The organism is Stieleria tagensis (genome assembly GCF_024129865.1).
Classification (GTDB): Bacteria; Planctomycetota; Planctomycetia; order Pirellulales; family Pirellulaceae; genus Stieleria; species Stieleria tagensis.
The window spans coordinates 1-13,842 of the sequence record NZ_JAMYFE010000077.1; the positions used below are offsets into that span (position 1 = coordinate 1).

Genomic DNA, 13,842 nt, shown 5'->3' on the forward strand with positions numbered 1-13,842 from the left:
AAGCGCAACTTCAAAACTGACGCGTCGGGTTACCAAAAACCAATGTATGACGCGAAAGCGCAACTTCAAAACTCACGCGTCGGGTTGCCATAAAAACGCGACTTCAAATGTGAGAACCCGGGTATCGCCCTTGGCAGCCAGACTTCATGATAGCCTGAAGCGACATTCCTCTCTCGAATCAGGTGTTTGAGTGCCCAATACCAGTAAAAAGAGCCGTCATTCGACCAAGGCTGAAACCGCTGCGAAACGGTTGAAAAAGCCGCTGCCAGCGGACCGGTTTTTGAATCGTGAACTCACCTGGCTTGCGTTCAACGAGCGGGTCTTGGCCCAGGCCGCCAACGCCAGTCTGCCGATTTTGGAACGGGGTAAATTTTTGGCCATCACCAGCTCGAACTTAGACGAGTTCATGATGGTCCGCGTCGGGGGCCTGAAGATTCTGCACAAGCGAAATCCGACGTTGCGCGATCCGGCGGGAATGATTGCGTCGGAGCAATTGCAGGCGGTGGCAAAGAAGGGGCATGAAATCGTTGCTCGACAATACCAAGTTTGGCGGGATGACGTTCAGCCACAATTGGAAGCCGCCGGCATCGAACAGATCGATTTGACACAGGCGACCGATGTTGAACTGTCGGCCGCCAAGTCACGTTTGAATGACGACGTCTTCCCGGTGCTTTCGCCGCAAGCGGTTTCGCCAGATCGATTCCCCTTGCTGCGCGGATTGGGAGTGCATCTGTTGGTGCGACTGGTCTGTGATCCGGAAACGCGATTGGGCACTGCGCCCGGCAGCCCCGTCGAAGGGGACGGAGAAGTCGTGTCCGAGTTCGCGTTGATTCCGATGGGCCGCACCTTGCCGCGTGTCTTTCCGCTCTCGGGGGACAAACGTCACGGCTACGTATTGCTGGAGAGTCTGGTCGCTCACTTCGTCGACAAATTCTTTCCGGGGCGAACGGTCGAAGAATGCGTGCCGTTCCGGTTGACGCGGAATGCTGACATCGAGTTGCGAGAGGACGAAGCCGGTGACCTGTTGGGCGGGATGGAAGAGGTTTTGGAAAGCCGCCGATACTCGCGCGCCGTGCGACTCGAATACGGCGCATCGGCCAGTGATCAGACGGTTGAATTTTTGCGTGGTGCATTGCAGTTGCATGATGAAGACTTGTATCCGATCGACGGGCCGATTGATCTTTCGTTTCTGTTGACGCTGCATGGCGAAGAGGGATTTGATCATTTGCGTGACGAGGTTTGGCCGGCAAAGCCACATCCTCGAATCGATTCTGGCGAATCGATGTTCTCAACGATCGCAGCCGGCGACTTGTTGATGGTTCATCCCTACGAGCGTTTCGATTCGGTCGTGCGTTTGATCGAGGAAGCGGCATCGGACCCGGACGTGTTGGCGATCAAACAGGTGTTGTATCGGACCAGCCGAAACAGTCCGGTCGTTGCGGCGCTCGAGCGTGCCGCCGAGCGGGGGAAATACGTGACAGCGATTGTGGAACTGAAGGCGCGGTTTGACGAAGCCCGGAATATCGAATGGGCGCGAGAGATGGAGCGCGCTGGAGTTCAGGTGATCTACGGTATTCACGGGCTAAAGACACACGCGAAAGTTTGCGTGATCGTCCGCCGTGAACCACAAGGCATCGTCCGCTACTTGCATTTTGGTACCGGAAACTACAACGAAGCCACTGCGAAACTCTACGGCGACATCTCGCTGCTGACCTGTGACGAGGTGCTCGGGCGCGATGCCACCACATTTTTCAATGCCATCACTGGCGCAAGTCAGCCGCGTGGAATGGAAGAACTGGCAGCTGCACCGACAACCATGCGTCGTACGATCTTGGATCTGATCGAGGGTGAAACTCAACGCAGTTTGCAAGGCGGCAAAGGCCAGATCACAGCCAAGCTCAATGCGTTGGTTGATACCGAAGTGATCGACGCGCTGTATCGTGCCAGCCAGGCCGGGGTGCGCGTGCGTTTGAACGTCCGTGGTCAGTGTTGTTTGAAACCCGGGGTCAAGGGGCTGAGTGAGACCATCGAAGTGGTTTCGATTGTCGATCGCTTCTTGGAACACGCACGGATTTTTTACTTTCGCCACGGTGGCGATGAAAAACTATTGATCAGTAGTGCCGACTGGATGCCGAGGAACTTAGACCGTCGGATCGAATTGTTGGTGCCGGTCAACGATGACGAGTGTGGGGATCATTTGAAAAAAGTCTTGGAGACGTATTTCAAAGACAACGTCAGCGCCTGGCAGATGCAACCCGACGGCGAGTATCGACAAGCGCAGCCGGGTGACGATTCGCCCTATCGTTCCCAGCGGGTGCTCTATGATCGAGTCGTGCAAGACTGGAAAAAGGCCGAACTCAGCCGCCGCGCGACGTTCCGTCCTCTCAGCGCCAGCAGCTAAACGCCACGGATCAGACCGTGACTTCCACGCTAAGCGTTTCGTCGCTGGCGTACCGATTGCGGATCGGAGTGACCTGTTGTTCGATGAATTCGTCGACCTGCTCGGGGGCGCGGCCGACGAAATCCAGCGGGTTGATTTCGGTATCGAATTCAACCGTGGCGAATGCGGGGTCTGACTTTAACCGTTCGATCATGTCATTGGGTTTGCCTTCGGCGTTGACCCGTTGAGCGACTTCGCGGCTGTGGACGCGAATCCGCTCATGCAATTCTTGGCGGTCGCCACCGGCTTTGACCGCTTTCATCATGATGTTCTCGGTCTCCATGTACGGCAGTTCTTTAGCCAAATTATGTTCGATGGTTTTTGGATAAACGACAAAGCCGCTGGCGATGTTCTGCATCAGGACCAATGAGGCGTCGATCGCCAAAAAGGCTTGGGGGATGACCAGGCGTCGGTTGGCGCTGTCATCCAGCGTTCGCTCCATCCACTGCGTTGCGGCGGTCATCGCAGGACTGCTTTGCAAACTCATCACGAATCGTGTCAGCGCACAGATCCGTTCGCTGCGCATCGGGTTTCGTTTGTAGGGCATTGCCGAGGAACCGATTTGATGTTTTTCGATCGGTTCTTCGATCTCTTTGCGGTTGGCCAACAGGCGAATGTCGGTGGCCGTCTTGTGCAAGCTTTGCGCGATCCCACTGAGTGCATCCAGCAGTTGCGCGTCGACTTTGCGAGGATACGTTTGACCGGTGACAGAATAAGTCTTGTCGAAACCGATTTTTTCAGCGACTTTGGATTCCAATTGGCGGACTTTGTCGTGGTCACCGCCGAACAGTTGTAGAAAGCTGGCTTGGGTCCCGGTGGTGCCTTTGGCGCTGCGGGCGCACAGGGTGTCCAGGCGATGCTGGATCTCATGCAGGTCCAGTACCAGATCGTAGGCCCATAGACAGCAGCGTTTACCGACCGTGGTCGGCTGGGCCGGTTGCAGGTGGGTGAACCCCAGGCAGGGCAGGGCACGGTGCTGGGCGGCGAAGGTGCCCATCGCGTCGATCGTCGCGGCCAATCGTCGCGCCACCAATTGGAGGGCATCGCGAATCAGAATGACGTCGGCATTGTCGGTGATAAAACAGCTGGTGGCACCCAAATGGATGATCGGTTTGGCGTCGGGGCACTGGTCCCCGTAGGCCTCGACATGGGCCATCACGTCGTGGCGACGAATCCGTTCGTACTCATTTGCCACATCCAGGTTCAATTCGGTCCGAAACTTGCGGAGCTGGTCGAGCTGGGCGTCCGAAATATCCAATCCGAGCTCTTGTTCGCTCTCGGCCAGAGCGATCCACAGGCTGCGCCAGGTTTGAAAACGGCGGTTGGGACCCCAAAGAACTGCCATTTCTCGCGACGCGTATCGCTCGATCAGCGGGTTTTGGTACGTGGATTCTGCGGGATTTGGCGAAGATTGAGTCATTTCAGCAAATTTGAGGCGTCGGATTTTGCGGCGTTTCGTGGTTATATGGAGTGCGATAACATACTGGGCTGAATCGCGGTGACAATTCGTCGTTCGTGATGACCACCCGAACGAGTGCTTTTTCGCCCTCCAGTGAACGTGTGACGCAGCACCCGCAGATCTCGCTTCCCCCGAGATTCCCATAGCCGTTGAGACGAGACATGCTTTTCAGCTTCCTACAACTTTTCTGCAACAACTGTTTTTTTCACCACAATCGAGCGACTGGGAGTCGGTCCCTGCCGAAAGTTAACGATATGAAATCTGGTTTGGGAATGAATCGATCATTGGCGGCTCTGTTGTTCGGATGGACCTTGTTGATCGGCAGCGTTTGTTGTCGAGCCGAGGGACCATTGCAAACGTCCAGCACGGAGGCTGCTGCGGCGGACAATGCTGCTGCTGCTGCTGCTGCGGGCGGTGCGGCTGCTGCGGATGATTTTATCAGTGGCGTCGATCTGTTGCCGGTCACCGCGGCCGGCGTCATGCGAATTCCCAGCGTGCCGGATTTCTGCAACGCTTGGCAACAAACCCAAATCGGCAAACTGTTGTCGTCGCCGGAGATGCAGCCGTTTTTGGACGAGCAACGCGAGCGAGCATCGAGCTATCTCGATTCCCTGGATCGCAAGATTGGTTTGCGTCCGGAAGACCTGTACGAAATCGCTTCGGGTGAAGTCGTGGCGGCTTGGTTGTCATTCGCCGAAGACAAACGGCGCCCGTATTCGTTGTGTGTGATTGCCGACATCCGTGGGATGAAGCCTCATGCGGACGATGCAGGGGAAAAAATCGATGCGGAGTTGAAGGCCGGCGGCGCGACACGTCGCGATGTCAAACATGGCGCTGAAACGATTCGCATTTACACCACCAAGCCCAAACCCGGCCAATTGAAGGTCGAAGAAATTGCGATCAGTTGGAACGATCAGCGTTTCATCGCCGCCGACCGCGACGTGGCGGTGATCGATTTGCTGGACGTGGCGTCCGGCAAGACGCCCAGCAAAGCATTTTCCAGTCGTCCGTCTTACCAAAAAATCCAGCAAGATTCCTACGCTGCGATTGATTCGGCCGGCGAAAAAAGCGGGACCGTCTGTTGGGAATGGTTTGCCGAACCGTTTGCAATGGTGCGGATCTTGCGTGAGGTATTCGAATACGATCGCCGTGACGATTTGGATATTCTGCAATTGCTCGAACGCCAGGGATTCAAAGTGATCGAAGCGTTGGGCGGGGTCGCTGTGGTTTCCGGTGATCGATTTGATGTGTTGCACCGCGGCAGCGTATTGGCACCCGGCAAATTGGTCAAAGCCGCGCGTATGTTACAAGCGATCAACGCACCGCGTGTCGCCATTCCCGGATGGCCAAGTGATGACGCCGGTGGGTTTTATCGGATCAATTGGGAAATCGAAGATTCATTCTGGGCGGCTGAGTCGTTGATCAATGATGCGCTCGGCGAAGACCTGTTTCGGCCGATGATTGAAGGGATTCGTGATGACCCCGAAGGCCCACAGATCGATCTGGCCAAAGACTTTTTGCCGAATCTGGAAAATGAAGTGATCTTGGTGACCGACAACACGATGCCCGCCGGTCCGGAATCGGATCGGATGTTGGTCGCACTGCGAATCAAAAATTCAGACGTTGTCAAAGACGTGATTCGCAAGGCGATGGAGGTGGAACCGGATGCGACCAAATTGGATGTTCCGGAATACGATGTGTGGCGGGTCGAGCGTGGCGAAGGCGACTCGGATATCGATGAAGAATTGGCGTTGCTAGGGTTCGAAGAAGAGTTTGAGACCGAAGATGTGGCGCCTCTGTTGAACCACTGGGCGATCGCAGTCGTCGATGGCAAGACATCCGGTGACCCCAGCTATCTGATCTTTTCCAGCCATTCGGAATTGTTGACCAAGATCGGCGACCGCATCAGCGCGGGTGCAAAAGACGGATTGGCAGCGACAGCGGCCACTCAAAAGATCACCGCAGCGATGGACAGTCTGGGCGCCCAGGAAGTCACCTTCGACGGCGTCATTCATCCCAGTTTGTCACTGCGAGCACGTTACGAATTGCTGCGTGAAGGCAGGCTGCAAGAGAGTGATTCGGTGATCACGAATCTGCTGCGGCGGGTCGTCGAAGCGGATGGAGAGGGAGAGCCCGATCCGATTCAGGCCAGCAAGCTACCGCCTTTCGAAAAGATTCAAAGCTATCTGAAAGGGGCCGGCGCGTTTTGGAAAAAGACTGACAGTGGCTGGTCGATGACCGGTTTCCTGTTGGCCGAGTAGAACGCATCGGTTCGACATGCTTGGGCTGCCGTCGGTCTGAACCCTGGCGGGCCCTGCTACGGGAATGTTCCGCTGGATCCGATCAGAGCACCTTTTGTAGTGCTTCTAGAATCACCGGCAGGACTTTGGCTTGCACGTCGGCCAGGGTGCCCTCTTGGAACGCACCCGCGGCGGCTTTGTGACCGCCGCCATTGAATTGGCGGGCGATTTCATTGCAATCAAGTGCACAGCGACTGCGGAACGAGATTTTGAATCCGCCTCGCGCCTGGCCGACAAAAATCACCGCGGCTTTGGTGTTTTGCACCGCCAAGGTCAGGTTGATGCTGTCTTCGGTATCGCTGGGCACCGCCCCCAATCTTTCAAAATCTTGCGTCTCGACGTAGGTGTGCATCAGAGCACCGTCAAGCTCGCTTTGAGTGCGCGAGAGAATCAGTCCGCGTAATTTGAGCTTGGCCAGTGTGTCGCGTTCATACAGGTCACTGTAGACCTCTGCGGGGACGACTCCGGCATCGACCAGTCGAGCGATCACGCGATAGGTGTCGGAAGTGACACTGCCAAAACGAAACCAGCCGGTATCGGTGGCGATCGCCGCGAAAAGGGGGGCGGCCATCTGCCTCACCAGCGGCACCCCCAGCGCGTCGGCGGCTTGCACGACCAGTGTCCCAGCGGCTTCGGCCTGGTAGTCCTTGTACATCGTCGCGCCCAGATCGTCTTCGCCGATGTGATGGTCCAGAACCATCTTGTCGCATGATGCGCTGCGGATCACATCCCCCATGTCACCGAGTTGTGCCCAGGCGCTGGTGTCCAGGATCATGATGCAATCGGCCGAGATGTCTTCTGCTTCGACGTCGTCGCCCAGGACTTCGATGTTTCCGGCGGGATCCAGAAACTGCAGAGCCGGTGGCACACGATGGGCGTTGATGATGCGGACGTCCTTGCCGATCTGACGCAGCACATAGGCCATCCCCAACTCACTGCCCAGCGCGTCACAGTCCGGGCGGATGTGGCTGACCAAGACAAATGATTGGTAGTGGCCGATTTGATCGACAAAGCGTTTCCAATTGACACTCATAGCAGTCACGTCTTGGGTTCTTGGTCCAGCAGTTGCCGGACGGATTGAAGGTCTTTGTGAAGTTGTGTGGTCAATGCATCGGCGGATTCAAAGCGGATGATGCCGCGAATCTGGTCGATGAATTCGACGGTCAGGGTTTGCCCGTACAGATCAGCGGAAAAATCCAATAAATGGACTTCCACTTTGTTGGCGAGCCCGGATTGAAAGGTCGGGCTTTTGCCGATGTGAATCGCCGCCTGATACGATTGTTCCTTGATGATCGCGTGGCCGGCATAGACGCCGGCACCGGGAATGACCACATCGATCTGTTCCAAATTGGCGGTCGGAAACCCGATCGTGCGACCACGTGCATCGCCATGCACGACCACGCCGGAAATCCGATGGGGCGTCGCCATCATCTGGGCCGCTGCGGCAACCTCACCAGCGGCCAGCAGATCTCGAATGCGTGTGCTGCTGATCGACTGGCCAGCGGCCGATGCCATTTCCGCGATTTCGAATTCGATCTGATGCTCAGCGCACAGTGTCCGCAGGAGTTGGACGTCACCGCCGCGTCCTTTGCCGAAACAAAAATTTTCGCCTTCGACCATACCACGACATTTCAAATTGTCGCGTATCAAAGCGTCGAAAAACTCATGGGCCGATAAACCCAACAGGTCGCGACTGGTCCGGCAGACGACCAAATAGTCGATTCCAAAGGGCTTCATTCGCCGCGCCCGTTCGGCCACCGATGTCAGCCGTTTGGGGGCGGCGTCCGGACGCAGGATGGCGATCGGATGAGGATCGAACAAGCACGCGATCGCCGGTCCGGAAAGTTTGTCGGCCAGCCGACGCGTTTGCTTCAACAGGCTCGTGTGCCCCCGATGAACGCCATCAAAATTGCCGATGCTGGCGACCCCGCCATGTAGGCCCTCGTGCGGCGCAGCACCCAAGCTGGCAATGGAAACATCGGGTAGCGAGACGATTTCGGTCACGAGGGTCAAAGAGCAGGGGAGCGGGCCGTTGGACTGCGCAAGTGATGCGTCAAACGCAAAACATAGGATTGCTAGTTTGGTCGAAAACGGCCCGGCGGGGAAGTGACGGCAATCAACCGCTGGCAAGCCGCGCGAACAGCCATTTCGGTTTCCCGTTTCTCAGCCCGTCGATCAACACGGCAATGATGATAATCACGCCGATGATGATGTGCGTGTAGGTGTTGGGGATCGACAGCATGGTGCAGCCGCTGCTGATCGTTTTGATGATCAACGCTCCCACAATCGTCCCCAGAATCGACCCCCGTCCACCGCTTAGGCTGCCGCCGCCGAGCACCACCGCAGCGATGATTTCCAGTTCTTTGCCGGTTCCGTCAGACGGGTTCCCGTTTTTGACGTTGGCAAAATACAGCAATGCACCGAGCCCGACGAAGACACCGGCCAGGGCGTAAACCCAGGTGGTCGTCAGCCCGACACGAATCCCACACAACCGAGCGGTCAATGGATTCGAACCGATCGCGACAATGTTGCGTCCAAACACCGTGAAGTGCATCAGCAGTGCGACCGCGATCCCCAACACAATTGCGATCAGCGCGCTTGACGGGATGGGTAGGAATGAAAACCAGTAATAATCCGTGTTGCTGCCGGTGTAGCACAGGTAGCGCAGCCAATCTGGCAGGTGAGTGTTTTGGGGATAGACGGTGGATTCTTCCGCCAACACTTGGCCCACCCCCAGGAAAATCGTCATTGTGCCCAGCGTGACGATAAAGGGGACCATTTCAGACAAGCTGATGATCAGCCCGTTGATCAGACCGCACAGGATGCCGACGCCCAAGCCAAGCGCCAGGGCCAGCGCGATCCAGGTCGCCGCGCCGGCTTGATCCGCCGGAATCGTGTAATCACGAAAGGCGATTGCCATCACAGTTCCGCACAATGTTAGCGCCGTGCCGGCTGACAAATCGATCCCTCCGGCGATGATGATCATGGTCATCCCGAGCGCGGGCACGGCGACCAAGGCGGCGGAGTTGACAATCACGCCGGCGTTGCGTGACGAAAAGAAACGTCCGCTGCCGAATTGCCAGTCCAGCAAGGCGAACAGGGCGATGATGAATAGGAGGGCTAACGACGGGCCGTGTCGTAGCAGCACGCTCCAGCGTGCACGGTGGTTGGGGGTGGGGCGATCGCTCATTCGTCTTCCGTTGCAGCAAGCGCCGCAAGCATTAACTCCTCTTCGTTCCAATCTTTGGTAACGCGAACTTCAGTCATTCGACCGCGTGACATCACACCGACTCGATCACAGACCGCCAGTAATTCTGGCAGATAAGAACTGACAAACACCACGGTTTTTCCTTGGGCAGCCAATTGTCCCATGATCCGGTAGATCTCCGCCTTGGTACCGACATCGATACCCTTGGTCGGTTCGTCCAGCAAGTAGATCTCGGCGTCTTGGGCCAACAGGCGCGCCAACGCGACTTTTTGTTGGTTGCCACCCGAGAGTTCGGCAACACATTGATTGGGATGCTGCGCTTTGATCTCGACTTTTTCGATCCAGCGCTTGGCGTCTTCGCTGCGGGCATTGAGGTTCAAACAACCCAGGGTACTGTAGCGCTGGTGGTTGCCCATCGACAGGTTTTCGGTGATCGACAGGTTTTGCGCCAGGCCTTCAGTTTTTCGATCTTCGCTTAGCAGTCCGAGTCCCGCCCGCCGCCGCGCATTGATCCGCTGTGGCAACGGTCGTCCATCCAGCCGAACCGTTCCGCTGCGTGTCGGTTGCATCGCAAACAGACAGCGCAGCAATTCGGTGCGTCCGGCGCCGACCAGTCCGGCGACGCCGAAGATTTCACCCCGGCGCAGCGACAGCGAAACGTTGTGCGGAACCGGCGCGGCGGTCAGTCGGTCGATGTCCAATCGCGCCGATCCGATCTCGTGTGGCACCGCGGGGAACAGGTCATCGACGTCGCGGCCGACCATCAACGAAATGATTTGATCGTCACTGATCTGCGACAACTGGCCGGCACCGACGGAGTGACCGTCGCGAAGCACGGCGTAGTCATCGGCGATGCGACGCACCTCTTCCAAGAAGTGACTAATGTAAATGATCGCCAATCCGCGGCTGCGTAGCGTGTCGACGATTTGGAACAAACGATCGACATCGGCCGCCGGCAGCGAACTGGTGGGTTCATCAAATAAAATGATTTTTGCGTCACTGACCAGCGCCCGAGCGACCTCGATCAATTGTTGTGTTGCAACGCTCTGGTCACCGGTCCGCGCCTTGGGGGAAATCGAACTCAATCCGACTTGGTCCATCGCTTTTTGGACCCGTTGGCGTTGTCGGGATCGCAGTAGTGTTCCGGCAACGGTTCCGCTGCGACCGAGCATGATGTTGTCTTCGATGCTCAAATCAGGAGCCAGTGTCAGTTCTTGATAGACGATCGCGACACCTCGCGATCGGGCATCAATCGGACCCGCCGGGCGATAGGATTGGCCGTCGATCGACATCGTGCCGTGGTCGGGGCGATGGGCGCCGCTGAGCGTTTTCAGCAGGGTGCTTTTTCCGGCACCATTTTCGCCGATCAAGGCCAGGACACGTCCGGCCTGGGCGGTCATGCTGACGTTGTCCAGTGCGATCGTAGGCCCAAATCGTTTGCTGATTCGGCTGACTTCAAGCAATGCGTTCATTCCATCAGTTCGGGCTTGAGCAATTGCTTGATCGGTTCCCCGTCCATGTTGTCCTGGGTCGCCAGGTATTCGCCAGTGCTTTGGAATTCGGGAATCGATTTTCCGTTGATCGAATCGACCAGCGAGATCACGGACAGGTAACCCATTTGCACCGGGTCCTGCAGCACGATGCCATGGCAGTGGCCGTCGCGAAGTGCTTTGATCAGCGCATCGCTGGGATCAAACGCGATCAATTTGATTTTGCCAGCCATCCCGGCGTTCTTGATCGCTTCGAGTGTGCCGTTGGCGTTGGGTTCACAGACGGCAAACATTCCATCAAGCGTTTCGCCGTGCAGTTGAATCAATTGGTCGGCTTTTTCTTTCGCTTTGGTCGCGTTGTCGCCGGCATATTCGTCGGATGACACCACGGTGATATCGGGGTATTTGGCGATCGCGTCCAAGAATCCCTCTTCGCGTTGTTCGGTGCTTTCGCTGCCGGCTAGGTATCGCAGCAAGATGACGTTTCCTTTTTCGCCGATGGCTTTGGCCATGGCGTCGCCGGCCATCTGTCCGCCTTTGAAGTTGTTGGTGGCGACGTAGCTGACGATTTTCGGGCCGTCGTCCAATCCGCTGTCAAAGATGACCACGGGAATGTCTTCACCGATCGCTTCGTCGACCGCATCGACCAATCCGCCTTTCTGGTTGGGGGCCAGCACGATGCCGTCGACTCCCATTGTGATCATGTCCTTGACCACTTCGATCTGGCTGCCGGTGTCGCTTTCAACCACCGGGCCGCGCCAGATGATTTCGACATCGCCAATTTCCGTCGCTGCTTTTTGAGCACCGAAGTGAACCGATTTCCAAAATTCGTGACTGGTGCCCTTGGGGATCACCGCTAGACGAACGGTGTCACTTCCGGTGTGACTAGTTGACGATGGTTTGCAGCCTGATAGCAGGGTCGCAGCCAGCATGGCGGACGTGAACAACAACAGGCAATTGGCGGCACGTTTCATGAGCAATTCGATGCGAGAGAAGTGGGGATCAGAAACCGCAATGATAACGGATCGTGGCCAGCGCCATTGAGTGTGGCAGGTTAATCGGTGGGCGGTTTGGTGTGATTCAGCCCATTCACACCGAACGGATCGCAGCCGGAAGCGAATCAATTAGTTCCCAGCATGTCATGGCCGCTTGAGAATACTTGTCCGCTGCCAGGTCACCGGCCAAGCCATGCAGGAACACACCCAGTCGAGCGGCATCCCAGGCCGTCAATTGTTGCCCCAGCAGCGAGGTGATGATTCCGGTCAGCACATCGCCGCTGCCGGCGGTCGCCATCCCCGGATTACCGGTCGTGTTGACGAACCGTTCGACGGTTTGCCCGGCAACCGGCTTGCCAACCACCACGGTCGGACCGCCTTTGACAACGATCGTGACGTCGTGTGTCGCCGCCAATTCAGCAGCAGCGTCGATCTGTGCGTCTCGATCATTGGCGGGGACACCGGTCAGTCGGGCCAGTTCACCCGGATGAGGTGTCAGGACGAGGTTGGGCTGGCGGCGGGGCAGGGCAGGGCGGTCAAGCATTTGCTGTGCTGCGAGGATGTTGATTGCATCAGCATCCATCACCCGTGGCGTGTCGCGGCGTTGTAACAGGGCTTCGACCAAACGCACGGCTCCCGCACCGGTCTGCATGCCGGGCCCACATCCATAGGCATCGTAGCGAGACGATTTCGGCAGTTCGGCACTCAAGTCAAACTGGCCGTCGTCGGTATCGGCCAGTGGGATCGTCATGATGCCGGCGTGGAATCCGGCAACCGTTTCCAAGCAACGATCTGGAATCGCAACCGACACCAGCCCGGACCCGGACTTCAGCGCCGCGATGGATGACAATGCGATCGAGCCGGCCATGCCACGGGACCCGCCCACCAACAGCACGCGTCCGAAGTCGCCTTTGTGGGAATCGGGTCGACGCGCGGGGAAGGGCAGGGGAGCGGCGGATTCGGGCATCGGTTGCGATCAGGAATGCGAATGCAGGGGCGAGATTTCAGCGCTCGTCGATGGGGCGGGCGACCAGTCCGGCGAGGTAAGCGGCTTTGAATCCGGCGTCAATGTTGACCACGGCGACGTTCGACGCGCAACTGCTGAGCATTCCCATCAGCGGTGTCAGTCCACCCAGGGTGGCGCCGTAACCGACGCTGGTGGGCACAGCGAACACGGGCACACACAGGTGACCGCCGACCGCAGCCGGCAACGCTCCTTCCATGCCCGCGATCACGATCACGGCCGAGGCTTGACGCAGCGCCGGGACGGCCGCGATCAGGCGGGCTGGTCCGGCGACGCCGATATCGTCAAAGCTGCGAAACGGAATTTTCATCCAATGCAGTGTCTCGATCGCTTCCTCGGCGACCGGCGCATCGGTGCTGCCGGCGGTGATCACAGCCACGTGGTGCGGAAATTTTTGCGCGGTTGGATCCGGCCCACTGGCCGCCAACGGTTGGGGCTGGCCGGGGATGCCGGCGGTAAGGGTGCGTGAGAGCGGGTTGAACCTGGCTTGGGGAATCGCTGTCAAAATGCTGTCTGCCGCTTGCGGTGCCACGCGGGTCGCGAACGAGGGTTGCCCGGCATGCTGCTGACGGCGGATGATTTCGATCATCATTTCGGGCGGTTTACCATCCCCATAGATGACTTCAGGGAACCCACATCGCCGTTGTCGGTCCAGGTCCAACGTTACATGGGCGGTGGTCTCAAGCGGTCGATCGGCAGTGGGACCGGCCGGATCGCTGGGATCCGCCAACGATTGCGGGACCGGATTGGCTAGATTTGCCATCGCCTCGGCGACCGAACAGCGGCCGGTCGCCACATCGGTCAACCATTGGGCCAAGTCACGGGGGGCGGTTTTAGGTGGCGGATGTGGTGGCAAGGATCGGCAGTGCAGGTTAAGCGGGGTTCGCAATTTGGATGTGGGCTGGTTCAATATTAACGAACGAGCA

General features: G+C 57.7%; 10 protein-coding genes. 2 read left to right on the top strand and 8 right to left on the bottom strand.

What is annotated here, in order from left to right; all coding sequences use genetic code 11:
- The first annotated feature begins 190 nt into the window (after nucleotides 1-190).
- Nucleotides 191-2,401, top strand: a complete 2,211-nt coding sequence (gene ppk1, locus NHH03_RS18760) for a polyphosphate kinase 1 (RefSeq protein ID WP_253158529.1) — start codon at nucleotides 191-193, stop codon at nucleotides 2,399-2,401.
- A 10-nt stretch (nucleotides 2,402-2,411) separates the two neighbouring features.
- On the opposite strand, the gene purB is transcribed toward ppk1, so the two are convergent.
- Nucleotides 2,412-3,860, bottom strand: coding sequence for an adenylosuccinate lyase (gene purB, locus NHH03_RS18765; protein WP_261364354.1), 1,449 nt, complete (start codon nucleotides 3,858-3,860; stop codon nucleotides 2,412-2,414).
- 311 nt (nucleotides 3,861-4,171) lie between these two features.
- Between purB and NHH03_RS18770 the strand changes: the two genes are divergently transcribed.
- Nucleotides 4,172-6,160: a membrane or secreted protein gene (locus NHH03_RS18770; protein ID WP_253158531.1), complete on the top strand. Its 1,989-nt coding sequence runs from the start codon at nucleotides 4,172-4,174 to the stop codon at nucleotides 6,158-6,160.
- 82 nt (nucleotides 6,161-6,242) lie between these two features.
- Here NHH03_RS18770 and NHH03_RS18775 read toward each other — a convergent pair whose 3' ends face one another.
- From NHH03_RS18775 to larB, 7 genes are all read right to left on the bottom strand, one after another.
- Nucleotides 6,243-7,232: a DHH family phosphoesterase gene (locus tag NHH03_RS18775; protein ID WP_253158549.1), complete on the bottom strand. Its 990-nt coding sequence runs from the start codon at nucleotides 7,230-7,232 to the stop codon at nucleotides 6,243-6,245.
- 5 nt (nucleotides 7,233-7,237) lie between these two features.
- A complete protein-coding gene (locus NHH03_RS18780) occupies nucleotides 7,238-8,203 on the bottom strand; it encodes a bifunctional riboflavin kinase/FAD synthetase (RefSeq protein ID WP_253158532.1) in 966 nt (321 codons plus the stop codon).
- 112 nt (nucleotides 8,204-8,315) lie between these two features.
- Entirely contained in the window at nucleotides 8,316-9,389 is a 1,074-nt protein-coding gene (locus NHH03_RS18785) for an ABC transporter permease (protein WP_253158533.1), read from the bottom strand.
- Nucleotides 9,386-10,879, bottom strand: a complete 1,494-nt coding sequence (locus NHH03_RS18790; RefSeq protein ID WP_253158534.1) for a sugar ABC transporter ATP-binding protein — start codon at nucleotides 10,877-10,879, stop codon at nucleotides 9,386-9,388. The genes NHH03_RS18785 and NHH03_RS18790 overlap by 4 nt, the downstream gene beginning before the upstream one ends.
- Nucleotides 10,876-11,871, bottom strand: a complete 996-nt coding sequence (locus tag NHH03_RS18795; RefSeq protein ID WP_253158535.1) for an ABC transporter substrate-binding protein — start codon at nucleotides 11,869-11,871, stop codon at nucleotides 10,876-10,878. Before NHH03_RS18795 ends, NHH03_RS18790 begins: the two co-directional genes overlap by 4 nt.
- Before the next feature lie 115 nt (nucleotides 11,872-11,986).
- Nucleotides 11,987-12,859, bottom strand: coding sequence for an NAD(P)H-hydrate dehydratase (locus NHH03_RS18800; RefSeq protein ID WP_253158536.1), 873 nt, complete (start codon nucleotides 12,857-12,859; stop codon nucleotides 11,987-11,989).
- A gap of 37 nt (nucleotides 12,860-12,896) precedes the next feature.
- Nucleotides 12,897-13,826, bottom strand: a complete 930-nt coding sequence (larB, locus tag NHH03_RS18805; protein WP_253158537.1) for a nickel pincer cofactor biosynthesis protein LarB — start codon at nucleotides 13,824-13,826, stop codon at nucleotides 12,897-12,899.
- Nucleotides 13,827-13,842 lie beyond the last annotated feature (16 nt).

Coding starts and splice junctions, on each gene's coding strand:
- purB (WP_261364354.1), bottom strand. CDS start 3,860: ATGACTCAATCTTCGCCAAATCCCGCAGAATCCACGTACCAAAACCCG.
- NHH03_RS18770 (WP_253158531.1), top strand. CDS start 4,172: ATGAATCGATCATTGGCGGCTCTGTTGTTCGGATGGACCTTGTTGATC.
- NHH03_RS18775 (WP_253158549.1), bottom strand. CDS start 7,232: ATGAGTGTCAATTGGAAACGCTTTGTCGATCAAATCGGCCACTACCAA.
- NHH03_RS18785 (WP_253158533.1), bottom strand. CDS start 9,389: ATGAGCGATCGCCCCACCCCCAACCACCGTGCACGCTGGAGCGTGCTG.
- NHH03_RS18790 (WP_253158534.1), bottom strand. CDS start 10,879: ATGAACGCATTGCTTGAAGTCAGCCGAATCAGCAAACGATTTGGGCCT.
- NHH03_RS18795 (WP_253158535.1), bottom strand. CDS start 11,871: ATGAAACGTGCCGCCAATTGCCTGTTGTTGTTCACGTCCGCCATGCTG.
- NHH03_RS18800 (WP_253158536.1), bottom strand. CDS start 12,859: ATGCCCGAATCCGCCGCTCCCCTGCCCTTCCCCGCGCGTCGACCCGAT.